Genomic DNA, 20,857 nt, shown 5'->3' with positions numbered 1-20,857 from the left:
CGGATTTTTGCCTCTGTCTTTCAATACCCGTCCAGGTCAAAGCCAAACTACAAAATCACATTCTCCGTTAGAACTTGAAACCATCGCCCATTTTTCACAATAAAAAAGAAGATTTCATGATATTGAAATCTTCTTCTTACAACTATCGAAAAGCATAGTAAAAAATAAAACCGGCAACCAAAATCGTCCCAATAAAAAGAGAAACGAATATCGGGTTCTTTAAATAAGGATGTTCCTTTACTGAATCATCGATAGTCGAATCATATCTGGCTTTCACTTTCTGTGCCCTTGCTACAGAATAAGTATAAAAGAGCAGATATAACGCCATGACTGTAACGATTATGATTAGAATCCAGATGTACGTGCTCAAAATATGTCTCCTCCAAGCGCATCATTTCTGCTTATCGTTACACATTTAAAGCGATTATATTCATGAATCGTTTTTTATAATAGTGCTTCATTTTCATATAAATAACTATAAGAAAGATCACAGAAAATATATTCCTTATTATTCAGTGGATAGGAAAAGGTCCGAATGGTTTCCCCCGTTTCAATATCACTGTATAAATCGGATAGCCTTCCTTTTTTCTCGTTACGCATCTTTACAATATTTTCGAGGAAATAAGGTCTCCAGCTCCAATTTTTATTCATATAACTCGGTTGGACTATCCATTGCCCGTCCTTATGGAGGATATTGGGGGATTTTTGATACCCCTCTTCATCACATATATATAGACGAAAACATATTGAATCCAATTTTTTCGCCAAAACTCCGAGAAACTCTTCATGGGAGCCGGCCCGCTTATGCTGTTTTAAGAAGTTTTGCATATTCTCGTTGAATTGCAAAGTCTTTTGATAAACGGCTTCAAGCTTCTTGGTCTCTAAAGAAATGAAGGACTGGCATTCTTGATGGAATTTTTCACGAAGTAAATCTTTATTAATGAATTCGCCCTCCGGTTTCGCCAAGAAATACCCTTGATAATATCGTCCCCCATTCTTCCATGCAAAGCGAAGCTGGTATTCGGACTCAATGTTCTCAAATAGTAAGTTGGCGCCGATTTTACGTGCTAGCATGCTTAAAGAAAACAGGATGACCTGATAGGCATCTCCACCTGAGATGCGAAGCTGGTCCAGGTTAACTTTTAAAATATTCGGAGAAATCTGTGCGATTCGGTCCAGTTGCGTATCTTGTCCTAAATGATCTAAAGCTATCTTAATCCCATATGTTTTAAAGTAAGCAAGCACATGCTGCAGAGGATCTAAGTTTTCCGGACTGATCGTGTCTGATAATTCCAACACGATCCGGTGCATTTCCTCCGGTTGAAAATGACGATGTAAAATCTCCATGAATTCTTCGCCATGATCCAGCATCAGCAAATTAGGATCTCTGTTGATAAAGATAAGAAAATCTTCACCATAGTCTTTTATTCTCTCCAAGGCAATTTCAAGTACGTAATTGTCCACTTCCACCCTATACTCTTCCGGCACTGCAGAATCGTGAAAAAATGGCCCAAGGCTTTTATATTCAGATTGTTCCTCATAGCGCCCTAGAATTTCATACCCGATTACTTGATGTTGATCTGCACTGAAAATCGGTTGAAAGAATGGTGTCACCCTGTCTAAATTCTTTAATATCTTTTCTGTATCCATGATGCATCTTCCCCCTAATTACGAAAACACCAATATGCCAAAATTATACCATTAGTTTCTTGCATTGATAATAAATAATTTTAATTCCTACTGCATAACTCTTTTTTCAGTGCATTAAAATTCCATTCATCCTATCCAATTTAAAAGAAGCACACTGAAAAGGCATTGCCCATAAATGGACAATGCCTTATGACTTATCAGAAAGGGAAGAACCATGGTATCGTAATCACCATGATAACGCCAATGAAGATCTGTATGGATATCCCGATCATGATAAAATCTTTATGCTTGTAATCACCTGCCGTCATGACAAGCGCGTTGGTAGTGGCAACCCTTGGAGTGGATAACGCCAAACTGCCAGCAACGGCAAGGCATAGAAACACAGGAAGTGGATCGATTCCTTGATTAACCGCAGATGTCAGGGCGATGGGCGTCATGATAACCGTCGCGGCTCCATACGGGATGAATTGGCTCAGGATCAGTGTCAGGAGGTAAAAGACCGCTAAAATGCCGTGTGCTCCGATATTACTGAATAAAACGGCCAGCCAATCACTTATCATTCTCACTCCACCCGTATTATCCAATGCAGCCGTTATTCCGAACATGGCGGCTATCAATAGCACAGGTTCCCAGTTAATCTTTTGGTAAGCATCCTCCATCGAACGGACACAGCCTGTAACCACCATCAACAATGCTGCCGTCAATACCGACAGTACAGCAGGGACGGACTCCATCGATAAAAGAATGACCATCAAAGCTGTGATTCCCAAGGCAATCCAAGCTTTGCCCTTGGAATGCACCGGAGAGCCATCTTCCGATGTACTCCCAATAACGATGACATCCTGCAAATCCGAGGAAATCCTTTCAATGTTCTCCCATTCTCCATGTATCAGGATTGCATCCCCCGGTTTCAGGCGTTCCGTTCCGACATCCGCTTGAATATATTCGCCATTCCGATTGATTGCCAGTACATTACATTGGTATTTCTCACGAAAATGGACATCAATCAAAGTTTGATTTTCATAATCCGAGTTCGGGACGATCAATATTTCCGTCAATCCAAATCTACTGCTAAGAAAATGTTTCTTTATTTGTTCGGTATTGAAATGTTTAAATTCCAGTTCATAGTTAAGTGCCAATCTCTCAACTGCTTCTTCTTCTCCAAACACCAAAATGATATCTTCAGGGTGAAGAACCTCATCCGCCCTGGCTGAAATCGTCTGCTGCCTTTGCAACAGCGGCAATTGCTTATCCTTTGGCTTCCGCTGGATTTCAATTAAAGTCAATTCATACTGAATAGGAAGCTGGAGGTCCGACAGCCTTTCCCCAACAATATCGGAAGTAGCGGGTATATGCAGATAATGCAATCGGTCATATACTTTGTACATGCCGGCAAGCTCCCCTGCCGACAGTCCCTTTACACTATTGTTCGCTGCAATGGTCTTCTCGGGAAGCAAAAGGCGTCCAAGTGTCAACATGAAGAATACCCCTGCTGCAAAGGCGACTAAGCCCACAGGTGTAAAGTCAAAAAATGATAAATTTCCTATTCCATTTTGCCGTAATACATCAGCGACGATCATATTGGAGGGAGTACCTGTAAGTGTTAATAGCCCTCCAATACTGCTTGCATAGGCAAGGGGCAATAAATACCTTGTCGGACTTGTTTTTTGTTGTAAGGCCATGCTCATGACGAGCGGTAGCAGTATGGAAACAATTCCAGTTCCGCTTAAAAAAGCACTTAATATTCCTGCTGTCAGCATGACGATAAGCAGCGATTTCCATTCACTGCCCCCACATAAACCCAACAACTTATTTCCTGCCTTTTCCACGATTCCTGTATTTAACAGGCCGGCACCGACTATAAATAGCCCAGCCAGCATGATGACCACTTGATTCGCAAAACCGGCCACTAGTTCATCCAATGTAAGAATCCCCAGTAACCCCAGAATGGATAGTGCACTAAGTGCAATTAAATCTGCTCGAAATTTTCCTTGTATAAAAAGCGCAATCGCGCATAGAAGTATAATCAGTGTAATAAACATTGGTTCGGTCATCATGTTACCTCCGTATAGATGTTCAATTTCAAACCGGATACGGTTTCATCAAACCCCAGTTTACATGTTTTTCATAGGCTTATAGAAGATATTTTCTTCAATTTATGTATATTGTTTGTTAGTATGAGGAAGTAACATTTTTATATTAGATAGGTTGATTAATTTGAATAAACCCATTTCCAGAAGAACATTCTTAAAGAAAAGTCTTGGTACTTTGGCTACCTTAACCGGTTTAGGTATTGGCGGAAACTATTATGCCCATAATTTGGAGCCGAAATGGCTGGAAACCAAGCATAAAATCATCAGCCATCCGCTTATCCCAAAAGGTTTTCATGGCATGAAAATGGTCCAATTCAGCGATACGCATTTAGGCTTCCAATTTCAGCTTAAAGATTTACAAGCAATTGTCAATAAGATAAACGAACTGGACCCTGATGTTATTTTATTTACTGGAGATTTAATGGACCAGCCTAATAAATACAAGGCTCACCAGAAAATCCCTCTCGTTTTGAATCAGCTCAAAGCGCCGCTTGGAAAATTCAGCATCTATGGTAACCATGATCATGGGGGATATGGCTCAGAAATTTACAGCGATATCATGGAAAAATCCCATTTTACCATGTTGCAAAACACCTCAGCTAAGATAACCTTATTATCGGCTGAAGAAATAATCATTGCCGGTGTTGATGATGCCATGCTAGGAAAGCCGGATTTTGAAAAAGCCCTTTTCGGCATCCCGAAAGAAGTGTTCACCATCATGCTTTCACATGCCCCTGACCTTGCCGACATATCAAGGACTTACGACATCCAGTATCAAATAAGCGGTCACAGTCATGGAGGTCAAGTGCAAATTCCCTTCGCCGGTGCCCTAGTAACTCCCCCATACGCTGAAAAGTACCGGGAAGGCACGTATGAAATCGATTCATTAACCTTACATGTTAATAGAGGCCTTGGCACTACCCGTCTCCCCTATCGTTTTCTTTCACGTCCGGAGTTAACTGTTTACGAATTCCAAGCCGAAAAATGATAGAAAAAGAACACAGGGGAAAACAGCCAGACTTATTAACAAAACCTGTGCGGATAAAACAACTTGTTGCCATGAATCATTTGTAATCGACTCCTATGAATTATAGCATTAGATGTATATCTGAGAAAACCAGGTTTTTTTTACCAGTACCCGTGGTAATTGCCATAAAGGTCATACCATAATTAAATAGCCACATAGGAAAGTGCCGATACAACCTAAAACAGACACCGTTATATAGATAAGGCAATCTATATAACGGTGTTTTCTAATAAGTTCAAGGGTTTCCATACTGAATGTTGAAAAGGTCGTAAAAGCGCCCAGGAAACCTATCGTCAGAAAAACCTGCAAAGATAAAGCCCAGCTTTCTTTCTGTGGCAACACCATTCCCAGCCCAAAGGATCCTATAAGATTAATCAGTAAAATGCTAACGGGTATCGAGACGGCTGGCAATAGCCTATTAAAAATAATCTGCAAGACATATCTAGAGGCCGCCCCAAAAAAGCCTCCTATAAAAACTGAAAGAACCTCAATCAAAGAGTCTCACCTCTCCGTTTTTTAAACAGGCCCAGTCCAAGGAAACCAGCGGCCAAACCAAATAAAAGCGTGGCTCCAAGATACATTCCCGCCAATGGCAGAGAAGTCTGCAGGAGATTCACCACTTCTTGAGAAAATGTGGACATCGTGGTAAAACCGCCGCAAAACCCGCTGCCCAGCGCCAAAAAAACAAATGATTTCTTTTTCGAGGCGAAATACCCATTTATCATTCCAAGTAAAAAGCTGCCTACTATATTTATTAAGAGGGTTCCAAGCGGGAAGAAGGAATGGCCGGCAGTCAAGATTACGCAATAACGCAATATCGCTCCAGCCGCTCCTCCAAAACCGACTGCAAAAATGCTTTTAAACCGATCCATCAAGGTCACCCCAAATTTTTATCATAAGTAGATTCATTATAACAGATTAAGATGAAACAGGCTCTTTTCTTAAAAAAATCCATACTATGTAAAGAATTTGAGAAAAGGAGGCTAATTATGCAAACACAGTATTTACCTTACTATCACTATCCACAGACCATAATGCTGCAGAACGATTACAGAAATGCATATGGGAATGAATATGGACCTGAATATTGGAATGACGAGCGCTTCTTTCCTTTCTTTCCTCTATTGGCTCCTGTAGCTTTTGTTGCAGGATTGGCAATTGGACCGTTGCTATTCAATAACCGTCCACCTGTCTATCCTCCATATCCTCCTCCATATCCTCCTCCATACCCGCCCGCCTACCCTCCTTACCCTGCTTATCCAGCGTACCCTCCCTATCAAGGCTTTCAGGGTTACCAGCAACAACAATTCGGCGCACAGGCTGGGGTATCTGAAAATATCAATATCTACACTCAATAAGAGTTGGACAGAAGGCGACATAAACGCCTTCTTTTTCTTGGACCAAAAGGAGTCCGATTGAATTTTACTTCCCTATATATTTTGAAGTGGTATAATATGAAAATGAATAGATGGTAAAGTGTTGGGAAATGATGGTCATACCCTAGAGGTGTACATGCTTAATTTTTTCACTATTTTCTGCCTGGTTGCACACACGTCTCTATTTCAACCAATATATAAAACGGGTTTTTCCTGAAGGAAGTCTGTATGTAACGTCCTTCTAACCTTATTAAGAAAAGGAGTTTCCACTAATGAACCAAACGAAAGGACATTCTGAAAGGGATGAGTTTTCGATAAACTCCCTTGCCCAAGCCGTGTTTATTGTCAATAAACATGCAAAGACTGCATTGGAGCCAAAGAATTTATATAATTTAAAACGGCTCGCATTAAGCAAGCTTATGCAAGAAGGAAAAGCGAAGAAGATTGGACTTCATTTCTCTGATAACCCTCGCTTTGCAGCACAGCAATCCGACGTCATTGTCGAATGCGGATCATATGTTTTTCATTTACCTCCCACTAAGGAAGATTTGAAAAAACTACCCCACCTCGGCAGCCGGGCAGCCTCCATACGGAACCCTAAAGCCGCGTTGTCATTATCCAAGGCCAAACAGATCCTGCAATCTTACGTTGGACAAGCAGGTGAAAAACAACCGAACACAACCAATACCGAGAAAAGGGCTCACGGGCGCAGGTCGGTCAAGCAACCTTTTAACAATCCATTCCCATCTACCTTTTTAGGAAAAGGTTCCAAGTATTGATCATTGATAAACCAAACGGGCCGTGAGGTAACGCCTCATCGGCCCGTTTTCACATTCATAATATCAATCTGTCTATCAACTTTATAAGCTCTGCAATTTCAGGCTTGCTGATTTGCGCGTCAGCCCCTACGACCTGACCTTTATGACGCAGGCTGTCAGTAATCAATGAAGAGAAAATAATCACCGGCAGCCCAGCAAGTTCCCCGTTTTCCTTTATTCTTCTAGTCAAATGATGTCCATCCATCTGAGGCATCTCAATATCGGTAATCAACAGTTGCACTTCCTCTTCAACCACTTTTCCTGATTCAATCAAATTCTCAAGATAATTAAATGCATCAAGTCCATTCTCATAAAACTCCAAGTACTTGAATCCTGCTTCTGACAATGTATCGAACAGCAGCTTTCTCAGTAATGGTGAATCTTCAGCAATCAGGATTCTCTTGTCAGAATTTTGACGGATACCAAGCTTTTTTACCTGTTGGATGTTTATTCCTGATTCTGGATTGATTTCGACCACTATTTTTTCAAAGTCGAGTAACAGTAACATTTCACTATTTAATTTTATTACTCCGATAATCTGACTTTCAAGGCCCTGATACATATCCGAAGGCTTTTCGATTTGGGACCAGGAAATACGGTGGATCTGTGTTACGGTATGGACATGGAAAACCACTTTTTGCTGATTGAATTCAGCCACTATGAATTTATCCTGCTCAGGAGTTTCAGATGGCGGAAACCCTAAAGCATCCGCGACATTCACAACTGGCAGGACTTCTCCGCGAAGCTCGATGATTCCCTCCACATTTGGATGGGAATGAGGGACAAGCGTGATGGGGACAGGATTGATGATTTCCTTCACCTTAATTACGTTAATTCCGAATTTATTCTTTCCGAGACCGAATTCCACTATCTCAAGCTCATTCGTTCCACTTTCCAGTAATATTCCTTTATTTGCTTCCACTGTTTCATCTCGCCCTTCTGCTTTTTCATTTCAAAATTCCATAAATCATTAAACCGCTAGGAAAAATATCATGGTTTCATCAATGAACTCATACCTAATAATTCGGTTAAATATTTCTTTTGTTTAGAGCATGGATAAAAAAAATCCAGAAGTGATCATTTATTAAAGCCCAAACAAAAAAGGGACCCAACTGAGTCCCCCTTATTCCAAGCTCATTTTCACCACTGTCATTCCGCCACCATATCGTTCGTAAGCCTATCCCTTCGATATAAACCCCCGCCGCGCAAACTAAATAATGCATACTCACCAATTTCTCAAATGATTCTTATCTCTTTCGCGACCTTTTCTTAGGATTGAGCCAACCTTTTTTTACAAAGAATAAAAACATCATCAAGGCAATACCGCCCATCGTTCCAAGAATGAGGAAATAGCCATAATGCCAATTTAATTCCGGCATATATTCAAAATTCATCCCATATACGCCCACTATGAAGGTCAGCGGCATGAAAATGGTAGTGATGACAGTCAATGTCATCATCGTTGAATTCATATTATTAGAGTTCACAGACAAATAGCTATCACGGATATCGGACGAAAAATCTCGATACGATTCAAGCATTTCAGTCAATTTAAGAAGATGATCGTACACATCATTAAAATAAAGATGCTGATCTTTCAAGTAATTCAGACGCTCCGATGAAATCATTCTGTACAATAAATCACGCATCGGCAATATGGTCCGACGGAGCCTGGACATATCTGTACGTAAATCGAAAAGCTGATCCATCAATTCGTTAATCGTGTCATTTTCAGTATTTTCCTCAATGCTAGCCAATTCGCTTTCAATTTTATAAACAGGCGGGAAGAATTCATCGACGATCCTGTCAATTATCCTATGCATCAAGAAAAAGGGACTTTGCTTCAACATTTTATTACCGGCAATTTCTTCCCATACCTTTTCTAGTTCAAGCATATCTTCCTTATGAAAACTGACTATCCATTTTTCACCAACAAACATATCCAATTCCACTGCTTTAAATACCTTCTCCCTTAAAGCATGAATCACAAGAAATTGGTAGCCTTCATAAAAATCCATTTTGGGACGTTGATTAAAATCATCCAGGCAATCTTCAATTGCCAGCGGATGAAAGTGAAAATGATTGGTTAAAAGTTCGATTTCCTTGTTTGTGGGATTGGAAAAATCCACCCAGTACCACTCGATATCCGGATTATTCATTTCCTTTAGCGGTAAATCAAAACTGATTTCTTGATTAGAAGTAATTGCGCAAGTCCTTATCAAATGTATCAACCCTCAAAATTTTCTTATCATACATTATACCTTTATTTCATTAATCATAAAAAGTTTTCTCCCCCTCCAAACTAAATGATAAAATAGGATGAATGAGTCAAACATAGTACATAAATTCATGTAGGTAGATAAGGGAGGATATTCATAGATGGAACATTTAATAAACCCTCTAGTAAAAGACGTACAAATATCAGGAATCCGCAAATTCTACAATATGGTCGCTGATATCGAAGGCACCATTTCCTTAACGATAGGGCAGCCTGACTTTCCAACTCCAACGCATATTAAAGAAGCGGCAAAACAAGCCATCGATAATGACTATACCGTTTATACTCACAATGCCGGCTATCTGGAATTAAGGGAAGCCGCTTCAAATTATGTAAAAGATAAATACAAGCTTAACTATGATCCGGCGACTGAAGTGATCGTGACCTCTGGTGCCAGCGAAGGCATAGACATTACATTTCGGACGATCCTCATCCCAGGGAACGAAGTAATATTACCGGGTCCGGTATATCCGGGATACGAACCCATCATTAAGATGTGCGGCGCAACACCTGTTTATGCCGATACAACAAAAAATGGATTCCGTTTGACGGCAGATATACTTGAAAAGTACATAACTGAACACACTCGGTGCATCGTTCTGCCCTATCCATCGAATCCGACCGGGGTTACATTAACTGCCGAAGAATTATTGGACATTGCCGAACTTGCTAGGGGCAAGGACATCTTCATATTGGCTGATGAGATATACAGTGAGCTGGTATTCGATCAGGAGCATGTTTCGATTGCCACTTTCTTAAAAGAACAAACCATCGTCCTGAACGGATTGTCCAAATCCCATTCCATGACCGGTTGGAGGATCGGCCTTCTGTTTGCGCCTGCAGCCATCTCTAAGCATCTCCTGAAGGTTCACCAATACAATGTGACATGTGCCGCCTCCATATCGCAGAGAGCTGCCTTGGCAGCACTGACGGCAGGCAGAAATGATGCAATACCCATGAAGACTGAGTATGCACGGAGACGGGAATACGTGTACAGCCGCTTACAAGCGATGAAACTGGAAATAGTCAAACCAAATGGTGCCTTTTACTTTTTTATAAAGCTGCCTGAAGGCTATGCCTCTTCCCTTGATTTTTGCCTCAAGCTTGTTCAACAGGAAAAAGTGGCAGTGGTCCCTGGAGATGCCTTCTCTCCCCTTGGCGAAGGGTACTTCAGGATATCTTATGCCTATTCCATGGAGACCCTGGAAAAGGCCTTGGACCGTATTGAAGCTTTTTTAGCTAAAAAGTAATCGCAAAAAAAATAGTGGCCTTCAATTGAATGGACAATTGAAGGCCACTTTCCAATGTTCAAGGATGTCAGGCTACCTAAGTTTTTTCACCTTGCCGCCAACTAATACAATCTTCGTAAAAAACGAATTTCCCGATATCCTTCTTCCTTATTTGTCGTGGTAAGGCTCACTTCAACGATGGACCCAAGTAAATCAGCCATCACTTCTTCGAATTCCTTTGCGGAGCGCGGCTTTGAAAAGCCTAAGCTCTTCAATTCGCGCATCAGTATCTGAAAACCGGCATTCGTTTCGATATGACTGAATTTCACCGGCAAGATTAGCGGACTTTCATTCATTAATTTCAGATCCCAACGAATGGGCTTTGTTTGATGAATGGTTTTTTCTCGTTTAAAACCTTCAATCCTTACAATATATCGACCATCTTCTAATTCCTGGAATTTCATATTGATATCATCGAATTCGCCCATAGCTTTCACTCCTTTTTGTAAAGGCTGTCGCTATCAGCTTATTCATGATAAAGAAATGCTAGCACTTAATTATAATGTTTATATAATGCCTGTGTACCGCTATTTTCTTCGCCAGCTTCTGCCAGCCCCTCATACAGGGATTTGCTCAGGCTTAATCCAGGAGCGTCCATTCCCATTCTTTCCGCTTCATCAAGTGCAATCTTCATATCCTTGATAAAATGCTTAATATAAAAACCAGGTTCAAAATCCCCTTCAACCATCCGCGGTACGAGATTGGACAATGACCAGCTCCCGGCAGACCCCGATGATATGCTTCTTAATACCCGGTCCGGATCCAACCCCGCCTTTTTGGCATAGGAAATCGCTTCAGTCACTCCGATCATATTGGATGCAATGGCGATTTGATTGCACATTTTCGTATGCTGTCCTGAGCCAGCCGGGCCTTGATGGACAACATTGCTGCCAAGGATATCAAAAATGGGCCGGACCGCTTCAAATGCATCACTAGACCCGCCGGCCATGATCGTGAGCTTTGCATCACGAGCACCGATATCTCCACCGGAAACCGGTGCATCCAATGATTCCATGCCCCTTTTCTTCGCTTCCTCTGCTATCTTCACTGCCAAAGTTGGAGTCGAGGTCGTCATATCGATTAAATAAGTTCCTTGTTTCCCGTTCTCGATAAGGCCATTTTCCCCAAGATAGATTTCTTCCACATCACTGGGGTATCCCACCATGGAAATGATCACATTAGCATTTTGCGCAATTTCCTTTGGAGCAGCTGCCCACTTCGCTCCCTGTGAGAGCAGTTCACTTGCCTTATCTTTCGTCCTTGTATAAACAAATACCTCATACCCCGCCTTAAGCAGATGTGCGGCCATGCTTTTTCCCATAACTCCTAAACCAATGAAGCCGATCACTTTGTTCGATTGCATCAATGCAGATTCCTCCCAATCATTTTGTTTCAAAAAAACTTAAATGGACTTTATCATTCCTCCGTCAACTAAATAGGACTGCCCCGTTATATATGTATTAGCACCTGAAACAAGGAAAGTAACGAACTTTGCAAATTCCTCGGGTTCCCCATAACGCCCAAGAGGGATTTTGTTAATGGATTGTTCAGTCATCTCCTCTGGAGTGACGCCTTGTTTCTCTGCATTCATCTTATCAAGGTGCTGAACGCGATCCGTTGCGATTCTTCCTGGACCGACTGTATTGATCAAAATCCTGTCTGGTGCTAATTCTGAAGCTAACGTCTTCGACAAACCAACGATTGCCGTCCGGAATGTATTCGATAATATCAGTCCTGGAATCGGTTCCTTAATGGATGAAGAAGCAATATTAACGATTTTCCCGCCTTGTTTTTTTAAATGTGGCAAGCTCTCACGGATCGTCCTTATGAAGCTTAGTAAATTAAGTTCAAAAGATTGTTGCCATTCTTCATCCTTGAAATCTGAAAAGGAACCTCCTGGAGGACCTCCGGCATTATTAATAAGAATATCAATACCGCCGAATTCTTCAGCGGTTTGCGCAACCAGGCTTTTAATATCTTCAGCTTTTGTTATATCCGTTACCATATAAGAAACTTTACCGGTCCCAAGCTGCGATAATTCCCTTTGTACGGCGGCTAGCTTTTCTCCATCACGGCTGGCTAGCATGACATTTGCTCCTTCTTTAACCAATTCGGCTGCCATAGCCTTCCCCAAACCTTGACTTGAAGCTAAAATCAAGGCATTTTTCTTTTCCAAATGTAATTCCATATCATATCTAACCTCCATATTCTTAAAAATATAATTCCATTATATCGTTATAACCGTAAAGTGAAAAATCTGAATAATCATTCTTATGATTTTTTATTTGCAAAAAAAATAGCCGGTTGGATAAACAACCGGCTTCAAAGGGGGAAATGAGAATGTCAGCTGCCCTAAAAGAGCTAAACAACTGTGCTTGCTTTTTATTTACCCCCATTTTGGTGCAATAAACCATTTTTTCTTTAAATTAAACAAGAATTACAGGACAGCACCCCATCCGAAGGTTTTAATGGATGGGGTGCTGTTTTCCTGATTTAATTATTTCTTCAAAGCGTTAACAACCGCTTCTTTCACATTATCATTCGTGTCCAGCCCTAGAACTTCCTGAGATAGTTTTTTCATCTCTTCAAGCGAAAGTTGGCTAATTAAAGAACGTGCTTTTAAAATCGAAGTGGCACTCATTGAGAATTCATCAAGGCCCAATCCGATTAAAATCGGGATGGCCACTTCATCTCCAGCCATTTCCCCGCACATTCCGGCCCATTTCCCTTCTTTATGAGCTGCATCTATGACCATTTTAACCAAGCGTAAAATCGCTGGATTGTATGGTTGATATAAATAAGATACTCTCTCATTCATTCGGTCAGCGGCCATCGTATACTGAATCAAGTCATTAGTGCCTATGCTGAAGAAATCGACTTCCTTAGCAAATATATCCGCCATCACTGCAGTTGAAGGGATTTCAACCATGATTCCGACTTCAATCTTTTCAGCAACTTGAATACCATTATCAAGCAATTCCTGCCTGACTTCAGCCAAGACTGCTTTAGCTTCGCGGAATTCAGCCAGTGTGGCAATCATCGGGAACATGATCTTCAAGTCCCCGTAAATGCTTGCACGAAGCAGGGCACGGAGCTGGGTCCGGAATATCTCCTGCTCATTTAAGCAAAGGCGAATCGCACGGTAGCCTAGGAAAGGGTTCATTTCCTTAGGAAGCTCTAAATAAGGCAACTCCTTGTCTCCGCCTATATCAAGCGTCCTGACGACTACAGGCTTCCCTGACATTCCTTCCAGCACCGCTTTGTATGCCTCGAACTGTTCTTCTTCACTTGGAAAGTCATTTCTGCCCATATAAAGAAATTCCGTACGATATAACCCGATGCCTTCACCGCCATTTTGATGTACGCCCTCCAGATCTTTCGGCGTGCCAATATTGGCTGCCAATTCCACATGATGGCCATCATTCGTAACGGTTTTTTCATGAACAAGTTTCGCCCACTCAGCTTTTTGCCTGGCATAGGCTTCCTGCTCCTCTTCGTAGCGTTTCACGAGTTCAGGAGTGGGATTGATGTGGACTTCACCCTTTAACCCGTCAATTATGACCAAGTCACCATTTTCAATGGTAGTGGTCACTGACTTCGCTCCAACGACTGCTGGAATTTCCAATGAACGGGCCATTATGGCTGAATGGGATGTACGTCCACCGATATCGGTCGTGAATCCTTTAACATATGCCGGATTCAACTGTGCTGTATCGGATGGAGTCAAATCCTCCGCAATGATGATCACTTCTTCAGCAATCATGCTCGGATTAGGAATATGAACACCTAAAAGATGTGACAGCACCCGTTTCGTGACGTCACGGATATCCGCTGCTCGTTCCTTCATGTATTCATTATCCATTTGTTCAAACATCGTAATGAACATGCTTGCGGTTTCATTTAAAGAAAACTCTGCGTTGACGTTTTCTGATTGTATTTTATCCTGAATTGGAGTGATAAGTTCCGGATCAGCCAAAACAAGCAGGTGCGCGTCAAAGATTGCGGCTTTATCGGCCCCTAGATCCTTTTCGGCTTTATCCCTGATTATTTCCAATTCATTTGTTGACTTTTGAATAGCTTCCTTAAAACGGGATATTTCAGCCCCGACATCTTCTATGCTTCTTTTTACAATCGATAAATCTGGCTCAGTCAGTCGATAGGCTTTAGCGATGGCTATTCCGTTTGAAGCTGCTATTCCACTAATCAAAGTGGACATTATTCTGCTAATCCTTCTCTGTTCAACGTTTCGGCAAGTGTGTTCAGTGCATCGTTTTCATCGCTTCCTTCAGCAGAAATCGTAATTTCCGCCCCTTTGCCGATACCTAGGGACATTACACCCATAATGGACTTAAGGTTCACTTTTTTCTCTTTATATGCAAGGTTTATTTCTGAATCAAATTTTCCTGCAGCTTGTACAAGCAATGTTGCCGGACGAGCGTGAATTCCTGTTTCTGCAGTTACTGTAAATGTTTTTTCTACCATATAGATCAATCTCCTTTAAGATAAATTAACAAAAATAGGTTATGTAAGGGGTTTTCTCTATCCAAATGAAAAAAGAAATGCCCTTTTCCTTATCAGGATAGCATTATCATTCCCAACAAACAAACCAAAACTATTGGTACCTACAAAATAGTACAAAAATATAGATGGAACTGCAACTATTACTTTTCAGATTCTTCAATGATTAAATGGACAGCTGCGCATTTTTGGTGAAAAAAGCCCTGAAACTCAGCATAATGAAGAGGACCACCGTTAATGAAACACTTCCGAGAATCCCAATCAGAATCGCAATCTGGTACTCAATAGCAATTAGCGGGCTTATCCCCGACATGATTTGCCCTGTCATCATTCCTGGAAGGAAGATAATCCCCATCCCGAGCATATTGTTCAAAGTCGGGAGCACAGCCGAGTCGAATGCAGCATCCACATATTTCTTCACAGCCTTCGCTGGAGTCGCTCCAAGCATCAACATCGCTTCTACCTTTTCACGATTACCGCTTATCCCATCATGGAGGTTTTTAAGCGCCAATGTCACTCCGGTCATGGCATTCCCCACGATCATCCCTGCAATTGGAATGAAGTACCTCGGCTCATACCATGGCGTGAAATGGATCACGACCACATTAAAATAAAACAAGGCAGCCATGGGACCTGACAACATACTTAAGATAACCATCCTTTTGATTTTCTTATTAAGAGTATGGGACACTTGCTTAAAAATATTATGGATGGAAAATAGGGCCATCGCACATAAAAATCCTAAAGAAAGTAATGGGTGGGGATTTTCAAAGATATATGTCAAAACATATCCTGCGAGAATGAGTTGGACAGTCATCCGCACTGTGGCCAGCATGATTTGCTTTTCCCGTGTAATCCCGCGCCACTTCACGATCATGAGCAGAATCACTACAAACACATAGGCCGCACAAAGACGCCAGAACTCAATATCTATTATCCCATTCGACTCCATTAATAGTCACTCTCCTTCGCCTTTTTCAGAACGATCCTATGCTCAGCACACATGTCCGCCAGCTGTTTTGAATGGGTTATCATGATGACCGTTCCTTTTTCCCGCTTCACTTCTTCTAAAAAACACCCCATGACCGTCAGCTCGGCTTCCTCATCAAGAGCTGAAGTCGGCTCATCCAGTAAATACACCTCGGGGTTCAATAAAAGTAACCTCGCCAGTGCCAGTCTCTGTTTCTCCCCGCCAGAAAGATTCTCCGCACTCTCGTCTAAGGACTTCTGCAACTGGACGGTATCAAGTGCTTTAACCAATTCTTCTTTATCCTTTTTTTCCCGTTCTGTCAGCTCCAGGCCAATCTGAAGATTTTCTTCAATCGTACCCGGTAAAGTGAATGGTGCCTGAGAAAGCATTGTGACTTTACGCCGGAGCTCTATCGGGTTGAATTCATCCAGCAACTGATCCTGATAATAAATCAAACCGCTATCCGGGTCATCCATCCTGTTCAATAATCGTAGCAGTGAGGTTTTTCCTGCACCGCTCTCCCCAGTCAAACAAGTTACCATATACGCCGGTATTTGCAAATCATCAATATTCAAAATCCCTTTATATTTAATATTTTCTAGCCTGAATATCATTTTACCCGCCTGCCTCCCTTACTCCACCATATCATTATAAGAAACTATCCTGATCTGGGGTAGCGATGCATGTAAAGATTTTCATTTTCTTTCGCATTTTTATAGGTTAGTATTATTCCTGCCGAATATATCCATGACTGATGTGGAAAACACCTTAATAAATGGAGGGACTTATCATGAACGGAAATTCCTTTTTACATTCTTACCTGAATGTTTTTCTCCTTACTGCACTTTGCCTGATCACGTTGTCTGGCTGCCAGGCAGCTTCAGATAATCTGATCAATCAATCCAAACAGGAAGATTCACTCTCCAACGAAGACACCCAATCCAGTGCGGACTCTTCAAATGAAGAAAAAGGCAAGACATTCACAGCCGAGATCATCAAAGTTATTGACGGAGATACAGTCAAAATCAAAATGACTAATGGAAATCAAGAAACGGTCAGGCTCCTGTTGATAGATACTCCAGAAACCGTGCACCCATCCAAGCCCGTTCAGCCTTTTGGACCTGAAGCAAGCAAGTTCGCCAAGGAACTCATGCCTTCTGGCTCTAAAGTGGAAGTAGAAACCGGCATAGGTGAAAGAGATAAATACGGCCGGCTGCTGGCCTATTTTTATGTTGATGGTAAAATGGTGAATAAACTGCTGCTGGAAAAAGGACTGGCAAGGGTAGCCTATGTTTATGCACCGAACACGAAATACCTTGATGAATTGGAAAATATTCAAAAACAAGCCCAACAAAACGAAATCGGTATTTGGTCAATCGAAAACTATGCAACTTCAAAAGGGTTTGATGATTCGAAGTCAAAAGAAGCATCCGTGGAAAAGCCCATTGGGTCTTGCAATAACCCGCAAATTAAAGGAAATATAAATTCCAAAGGCAATAAAATTTATCACATTCCTTCGGGCCAATATTACGAAATAACTAAACCAGAAGAAATGTTTTGTACTGAAAAAGACGCACAGGATGCTGGATTCAGAAAATCGCAAAGTTAACAACGGTTTTTATAAAAAAAAGATCGAGTTGATTTCAGAAATCCGCTCCCTTTCCGCCGACTGCCTGCCAAGCCTCATCAAAGAAAGCGTCTGCAGGGTCTCAGCCAACCAGTTTTTCGGCAGGAGTGTCGCATATTTCTTCCATCCATTAAGGATTACAGGAAAAAAACATGAAGAAAAAACTAGTCTTAAACAGGGTTGGGAATAAGACGAGCCAGCAGTTTTTTCTTTTAAAACACAAAGTTGATTGGAACGGAAGGACGAGACTCCTGCGGGAAAAGCGTGGCAAGGGAGACCCCGCAGGCGCGCCGAGGAGGCTCTCCGACCACCCGCGGAAAGCGAGTGCCTGAAGTGGAAATCTAAATTTTACACCGCCTCAAAAAAACTCTGGACAAAAGGATTTCTATCTTTTAAAACAAAGTTGATTGGAACGGAAGGACGAGACTCCTGCGGGAAAAGCGTGGCAAGTGAGACCCCGCAGGCGCGCCGAGGAGGCTCTCCGACCGCCCGCGGAAAGCGAGTGCCTGAAGTGGAAATCTAAATTTTACACCGCCTCAAAAAAACTCTGGACAAAAGGATTTCTATCTTTTAAAACAAAGTTGATTGGAACCGAAGGTACGAGACTCCTGCGGGAAAGCGAGGCAAGGGAGACCCCGCAGGCCCGCCGAGGAGGCTCCCCGACCGCCCGCGGAAAGCGAGTGCCTGAAGTGGAAATCAACGTTGAACTATAAAATATATCCTTGTTTTAAATGAGGCCATTCCAAACTCCCTTTTCGACAAACGGTACATCATGTTTCGGCACATCCAATCTTTGGATGTGTTTTTTCATTTGCTCCCACACACTCAACATTTCCTTAATTATCCTTTTCTCATCAAAAAGGTTCTCTTTAGCTCCTTTAAAACCCACTTGTTATTACCGCCATTTTTCGGTTATGCCATTTGGCTTTATCCGATCGATTTATTTATGGTAGAAGCACCCGGGAATACAGGAAAGTGCACTTTCTAAAGGTGACTTGCTTAATGAAAGATTTCTCAGCGCTAACGGAAGAATTCACCCCGATGATCCATCATATTATCCGCTCACTTTCCATCTATAAAAATAAGGAAGAATATTTTCAAGTAGGCTTGATCGCTTTATGGGAGTCATTAGGGAATTTCAATGAAGAATACGGACAATTCTCCAACTATGCCTATACGGTAATCAAAGGCAAAATTCTGAACGAATTAAAGCATCATCATAAATATGAAATCCGTACCGAACCCTTTGATTCCTTCCTATTAGAGATGATTAAAGATCCTTTTTCAATGCATGAAGAGGCCTTTGCCATCGATAATGTATTAACCTACACGGTAGGATTGACACTGAATCAGCAACGCTGGCTTTTACAGACATACCTTGAAAATAAAACCGTGACTGAAATCGCTGAGATATATCAAGTTACTGCTGCAGCCGTCAAATCATGGAGAAAGTCCGCCTTAAATAAATTAAGGAAACAATTGATTTTTCCAATATAAATAATTTGGGGTGGCTCAATCATGAGCCACCCCAAATTATACATCCATCAACTTCTCGCTTCTTCTAAATACGTATAAATTATCACACCGTTATGTTGAGCATTCCCCCGAAAATGTTTAAAGTCATGCCTATTGACAAGGACCTCACGAAAAGCTAAAAATTCTTCTTTTGTTATCCGGAACTCTTCCATTTCCCGATTTGCCAATTTATCGAGTACTTCTTTTGCTTCCTCTGCATTCATATATTATCCTCCTTAATTATCGAATGTTCCATCATTTTCAGACAGGAGAAATTCCGTTTTCATTTTAACATAAGCTTGCCACTTAATATAAATTAGAATTTTTTGTTGCCCACTCACTACATTATTCTTTACGAATGCTTTAAAATAGTGCAAACTGTATATTAAAATATCATAATGTAAAATGATTGGCATTTTTTGTACATATAATTACATACTGGTACGCATAACTGCGTTTGCAAGATATACCAAATTATGCCACATCTTTACAACGCTCCATTACAAGAATCGTACCTCCTTTTAAAAGTTTAGCTTACTGTACCGACATAAGAGATAACTAATTCTCTTACTAGCACTTCCCACGTCAAAATCTAAACGGCAAGATGTTCGAATAATCCAATTACTCCATTGTTACTTTTTGATCATTGGAAACAAAATGGGAAAGGATGATTACCATGAAGAAAGCGGAAGTTGGAAATATCATTGAATTTAGAGAAGGCTTAAAAGGAATCGTCGAGAAAGTGAACGAGAACTCAGTAATCGTGGACGTCACGTATATGGAAAATTATCGTGATTTGGAGCTTGAACAAAAAACAGTCGTAAACCATAAAAATTATAAAATCATAGGATAATTCAATTTATCAAACGGGATGGTTACTAGATGACCATTCCGTTTTTCACTTTTTAGCAATCTTCCCATTCGATTCCCCCGCTTTTTGTAACCATTTCTATTTCATGCCGTCTAATTCATTAAAGGGCAAAGCATCTGTATGTGATGCAGGAATAACCAGTTTGAAATTTCTATCAGAAAGATGAGGGAAACACATGACTTGTTGGACACGTTATATTGGCAGTGTCACATTCGCCGCTTTTCTGCTGACTGGCTGCGGTACGGCCACAGACGAAAATGCAGATGAGCCACAGGAAGATTCAATAAAAGAGGAGAACGGAGGCAATACTTCTCAAAGAGGCAATCGTAATAACCGAAGCGATAACAAAATAAGACTGATGGAGCAAAACCTGCAGTATACAATGAACGGGGAAGCAAAAGAAAAAACAGCATTCCTAAAAAAAAGCGATAATCAACCGTTCAGCCTCTATGTTTTGCAACAATTCAAGCTAAGTGCCGAAGAACCAGGAAAAGATATTGTGTTCCTGATTGAAGATGACTCCATTTATATGAGAATCGAATTGTTGAAGGCCGATGTCAGTTGGGATGAGGTGGAAGAAAATGTTCAAGCCCAGCTGAAAAGCATTTCAGAAACGATTAGGGATCCTTCACTTGATATCGGGAGCGGCACAGGATTTGAAGTGGAAAGTGGGGATGATGTCATCACTTCCATTTTGCTCAAGGATGAAAAAGCACCCGTCCGCTTAACTATGTTCACGAAAAAAGATAAAGATTACCGGGATGCTTTTCTAGAGATGGCTAAGACGCTGATGAAAGGGTGACCATTGATTTCCCCCCTGGTACG

The 20,857-nt window shown here is 41.3% G+C and carries 24 protein-coding genes; 8 read left to right on the top strand and 16 right to left on the bottom strand.

Going from position 1 to position 20,857, the window contains the following annotated elements:
* Nucleotides 1–142 precede the first annotated feature (142 nt).
* From AC1DIV_RS19665 to AC1DIV_RS19655, 3 genes are all read right to left on the bottom strand, one after another.
* Nucleotides 143–370 carry a hypothetical protein gene (locus AC1DIV_RS19665; protein ID WP_048687102.1) on the bottom strand — a complete coding sequence of 76 codons (228 nt, stop codon included), beginning with the start codon at nt 368–370 and terminating at the stop codon, nt 143–145.
* Nucleotides 371–444: 74 nt separating this feature from the next.
* Nucleotides 445–1,650, bottom strand: a complete 1,206-nt coding sequence (locus AC1DIV_RS19660; RefSeq protein WP_048687103.1) for an EAL domain-containing protein — start codon at nt 1,648–1,650, stop codon at nt 445–447.
* A 197-nt stretch (nt 1,651–1,847) separates the two neighbouring features.
* Nucleotides 1,848–3,704 (bottom strand): SLC13 family permease, encoded by a 1,857-nt coding sequence (locus AC1DIV_RS19655; RefSeq protein ID WP_318292952.1) that lies wholly within the window; start codon nt 3,702–3,704, stop codon nt 1,848–1,850.
* Between the two features lie 163 nt (nt 3,705–3,867).
* Between AC1DIV_RS19655 and AC1DIV_RS19650 the strand changes: the two genes are divergently transcribed.
* On the top strand, nt 3,868–4,731 hold the full coding sequence (locus tag AC1DIV_RS19650) for a metallophosphoesterase (RefSeq protein WP_063596358.1): 864 nt from the start codon (nt 3,868–3,870) through the stop codon (nt 4,729–4,731).
* A 171-nt stretch (nt 4,732–4,902) separates the two neighbouring features.
* Here the strand turns inward: AC1DIV_RS19650 and crcB are convergent, their stop codons facing one another.
* Nucleotides 4,903–5,265 carry a fluoride efflux transporter CrcB gene (crcB, locus tag AC1DIV_RS19645; RefSeq protein ID WP_048678196.1) on the bottom strand — a complete coding sequence of 121 codons (363 nt, stop codon included), beginning with the start codon at nt 5,263–5,265 and terminating at the stop codon, nt 4,903–4,905.
* Nucleotides 5,262–5,642, bottom strand: a complete 381-nt coding sequence (locus AC1DIV_RS19640; protein WP_048678198.1) for a fluoride efflux transporter FluC — start codon at nt 5,640–5,642, stop codon at nt 5,262–5,264. The genes crcB and AC1DIV_RS19640 overlap by 4 nt, the downstream gene beginning before the upstream one ends.
* Nucleotides 5,643–5,804: 162 nt before the next feature.
* Here AC1DIV_RS19640 and AC1DIV_RS19635 point away from each other — a divergent pair, with 162 nt between their 5' ends.
* Complete coding sequence (locus tag AC1DIV_RS19635) at nt 5,805–6,128, top strand: hypothetical protein (RefSeq protein WP_445670159.1); 324 nt, start codon at nt 5,805–5,807, stop codon at nt 6,126–6,128.
* Nucleotides 6,129–6,418: 290 nt separating this feature from the next.
* Entirely contained in the window at nt 6,419–6,925 is a 507-nt protein-coding gene (locus AC1DIV_RS19630; RefSeq protein WP_063596360.1) for a YkyB family protein, read from the top strand.
* 55 nt (nt 6,926–6,980) lie between these two features.
* Here AC1DIV_RS19630 and AC1DIV_RS19625 read toward each other — a convergent pair whose 3' ends face one another.
* Nucleotides 6,981–7,886, bottom strand: a complete 906-nt coding sequence (locus tag AC1DIV_RS19625; RefSeq protein WP_340875549.1) for a chemotaxis protein — start codon at nt 7,884–7,886, stop codon at nt 6,981–6,983.
* A 325-nt stretch (nt 7,887–8,211) separates the two neighbouring features.
* Complete coding sequence (corA, locus tag AC1DIV_RS19620; protein ID WP_264640628.1) at nt 8,212–9,195, bottom strand: magnesium/cobalt transporter CorA; 984 nt, start codon at nt 9,193–9,195, stop codon at nt 8,212–8,214.
* 148 nt (nt 9,196–9,343) lie between these two features.
* Between corA and AC1DIV_RS19615 the strand changes: the two genes are divergently transcribed.
* Nucleotides 9,344–10,492: an aminotransferase A gene (locus tag AC1DIV_RS19615; RefSeq protein ID WP_340875546.1), complete on the top strand. Its 1,149-nt coding sequence runs from the start codon at nt 9,344–9,346 to the stop codon at nt 10,490–10,492.
* A 101-nt stretch (nt 10,493–10,593) separates the two neighbouring features.
* Here the strand turns inward: AC1DIV_RS19615 and AC1DIV_RS19610 are convergent, their stop codons facing one another.
* The 7 genes from AC1DIV_RS19610 to AC1DIV_RS19580 all read right to left on the bottom strand — a co-directional run bounded on the left by AC1DIV_RS19610 (nt 10,594) and on the right by AC1DIV_RS19580 (nt 16,630).
* On the bottom strand, nt 10,594–10,959 hold the full coding sequence (locus tag AC1DIV_RS19610; protein ID WP_034314117.1) for a hypothetical protein: 366 nt from the start codon (nt 10,957–10,959) through the stop codon (nt 10,594–10,596).
* A gap of 65 nt (nt 10,960–11,024) precedes the next feature.
* Nucleotides 11,025–11,927 carry an NAD(P)-dependent oxidoreductase gene (locus AC1DIV_RS19605; RefSeq protein WP_323599434.1) on the bottom strand — a complete coding sequence of 301 codons (903 nt, stop codon included), beginning with the start codon at nt 11,925–11,927 and terminating at the stop codon, nt 11,025–11,027.
* 6 nt (nt 11,928–11,933) lie between these two features.
* Nucleotides 11,934–12,719: an SDR family oxidoreductase gene (locus AC1DIV_RS19600; protein WP_340875543.1), complete on the bottom strand. Its 786-nt coding sequence runs from the start codon at nt 12,717–12,719 to the stop codon at nt 11,934–11,936.
* Between the two features lie 309 nt (nt 12,720–13,028).
* Nucleotides 13,029–14,747, bottom strand: a complete 1,719-nt coding sequence (gene ptsP / locus AC1DIV_RS19595) for a phosphoenolpyruvate--protein phosphotransferase (protein ID WP_328130231.1) — start codon at nt 14,745–14,747, stop codon at nt 13,029–13,031.
* Nucleotides 14,747–15,013: a phosphocarrier protein HPr gene (locus tag AC1DIV_RS19590; RefSeq protein WP_034314127.1), complete on the bottom strand. Its 267-nt coding sequence runs from the start codon at nt 15,011–15,013 to the stop codon at nt 14,747–14,749. Before AC1DIV_RS19590 ends, ptsP begins: the two co-directional genes overlap by 1 nt.
* 202 nt (nt 15,014–15,215) lie before the next feature.
* Nucleotides 15,216–16,001, bottom strand: a complete 786-nt coding sequence (locus AC1DIV_RS19585; RefSeq protein ID WP_340875536.1) for an ABC transporter permease — start codon at nt 15,999–16,001, stop codon at nt 15,216–15,218.
* Nucleotides 16,001–16,630, bottom strand: a complete 630-nt coding sequence (locus AC1DIV_RS19580) for an ABC transporter ATP-binding protein (protein ID WP_445670158.1) — start codon at nt 16,628–16,630, stop codon at nt 16,001–16,003. Before AC1DIV_RS19580 ends, AC1DIV_RS19585 begins: the two co-directional genes overlap by 1 nt.
* A gap of 179 nt (nt 16,631–16,809) precedes the next feature.
* Here AC1DIV_RS19580 and AC1DIV_RS19575 point away from each other — a divergent pair, with 179 nt between their 5' ends.
* Entirely contained in the window at nt 16,810–17,628 is an 819-nt protein-coding gene (locus AC1DIV_RS19575; protein ID WP_323599431.1) for a thermonuclease family protein, read from the top strand.
* A 745-nt stretch (nt 17,629–18,373) separates the two neighbouring features.
* On the opposite strand, the gene AC1DIV_RS19570 is transcribed toward AC1DIV_RS19575, so the two are convergent.
* Entirely contained in the window at nt 18,374–18,535 is a 162-nt protein-coding gene (locus AC1DIV_RS19570) for a hypothetical protein (RefSeq protein WP_153246083.1), read from the bottom strand.
* 113 nt (nt 18,536–18,648) lie between these two features.
* Between AC1DIV_RS19570 and AC1DIV_RS19565 the strand changes: the two genes are divergently transcribed.
* Nucleotides 18,649–19,143 carry a sigma-70 family RNA polymerase sigma factor gene (locus AC1DIV_RS19565; protein ID WP_477577195.1) on the top strand — a complete coding sequence of 165 codons (495 nt, stop codon included), beginning with the start codon at nt 18,649–18,651 and terminating at the stop codon, nt 19,141–19,143.
* 47 nt (nt 19,144–19,190) lie between these two features.
* Here AC1DIV_RS19565 and AC1DIV_RS19560 read toward each other — a convergent pair whose 3' ends face one another.
* Complete coding sequence (locus tag AC1DIV_RS19560; RefSeq protein ID WP_340875526.1) at nt 19,191–19,385, bottom strand: hypothetical protein; 195 nt, start codon at nt 19,383–19,385, stop codon at nt 19,191–19,193.
* A gap of 452 nt (nt 19,386–19,837) precedes the next feature.
* Between AC1DIV_RS19560 and AC1DIV_RS19555 the strand changes: the two genes are divergently transcribed.
* Nucleotides 19,838–20,014 (top strand): YkvS family protein, encoded by a 177-nt coding sequence (locus AC1DIV_RS19555; RefSeq protein ID WP_064505160.1) that lies wholly within the window; start codon nt 19,838–19,840, stop codon nt 20,012–20,014.
* A 193-nt stretch (nt 20,015–20,207) separates the two neighbouring features.
* The gene (locus tag AC1DIV_RS19550) at nt 20,208–20,834 is read left to right on the top strand and encodes a hypothetical protein (RefSeq protein WP_340875524.1); all 627 of its coding nucleotides are present in this window, start codon (nt 20,208–20,210) and stop codon (nt 20,832–20,834) included.
* Nucleotides 20,835–20,857: the final 23 nt, after the last annotated feature.

The sequence above is a fragment of the Peribacillus sp. 05N428 genome (genome assembly GCF_056397085.1).
The sequence above is the reverse complement of the archived record's forward strand: the minus strand, read 5'-3'. Positions and strand labels throughout refer to the sequence as shown.

What these genes read in the sequence shown, in the direction of transcription:
- AC1DIV_RS19575 (WP_323599431.1), top strand. Translation starts at nt 16,810, where the DNA reads ATGAACGGAAATTCCTTTTTACATTCTTACCTGAATGTTTTTCTCCTT.
- ptsP (WP_328130231.1), bottom strand. Translation starts at nt 14,747, where the DNA reads ATGTCCACTTTGATTAGTGGAATAGCAGCTTCAAACGGAATAGCCATC.
- AC1DIV_RS19590 (WP_034314127.1), bottom strand. Translation starts at nt 15,013, where the DNA reads ATGGTAGAAAAAACATTTACAGTAACTGCAGAAACAGGAATTCACGCT.
- AC1DIV_RS19560 (WP_340875526.1), bottom strand. Translation starts at nt 19,385, where the DNA reads ATGAATGCAGAGGAAGCAAAAGAAGTACTCGATAAATTGGCAAATCGG.
- AC1DIV_RS19610 (WP_034314117.1), bottom strand. Translation starts at nt 10,959, where the DNA reads ATGGGCGAATTCGATGATATCAATATGAAATTCCAGGAATTAGAAGAT.
- AC1DIV_RS19660 (WP_048687103.1), bottom strand. Translation starts at nt 1,650, where the DNA reads ATGGATACAGAAAAGATATTAAAGAATTTAGACAGGGTGACACCATTC.
- AC1DIV_RS19635 (WP_445670159.1), top strand. Translation starts at nt 5,805, where the DNA reads ATGCTGCAGAACGATTACAGAAATGCATATGGGAATGAATATGGACCT.
- AC1DIV_RS19615 (WP_340875546.1), top strand. Translation starts at nt 9,344, where the DNA reads ATGGAACATTTAATAAACCCTCTAGTAAAAGACGTACAAATATCAGGA.
- AC1DIV_RS19640 (WP_048678198.1), bottom strand. Translation starts at nt 5,642, where the DNA reads ATGGATCGGTTTAAAAGCATTTTTGCAGTCGGTTTTGGAGGAGCGGCT.
- AC1DIV_RS19600 (WP_340875543.1), bottom strand. Translation starts at nt 12,719, where the DNA reads ATGGAATTACATTTGGAAAAGAAAAATGCCTTGATTTTAGCTTCAAGT.
- AC1DIV_RS19655 (WP_318292952.1), bottom strand. Translation starts at nt 3,704, where the DNA reads ATGACCGAACCAATGTTTATTACACTGATTATACTTCTATGCGCGATT.
- AC1DIV_RS19550 (WP_340875524.1), top strand. Translation starts at nt 20,208, where the DNA reads ATGACTTGTTGGACACGTTATATTGGCAGTGTCACATTCGCCGCTTTT.
- AC1DIV_RS19585 (WP_340875536.1), bottom strand. Translation starts at nt 16,001, where the DNA reads ATGGAGTCGAATGGGATAATAGATATTGAGTTCTGGCGTCTTTGTGCG.
- AC1DIV_RS19565 (WP_477577195.1), top strand. Translation starts at nt 18,649, where the DNA reads ATGAAAGATTTCTCAGCGCTAACGGAAGAATTCACCCCGATGATCCAT.
- AC1DIV_RS19555 (WP_064505160.1), top strand. Translation starts at nt 19,838, where the DNA reads ATGAAGAAAGCGGAAGTTGGAAATATCATTGAATTTAGAGAAGGCTTA.
- AC1DIV_RS19630 (WP_063596360.1), top strand. Translation starts at nt 6,419, where the DNA reads ATGAACCAAACGAAAGGACATTCTGAAAGGGATGAGTTTTCGATAAAC.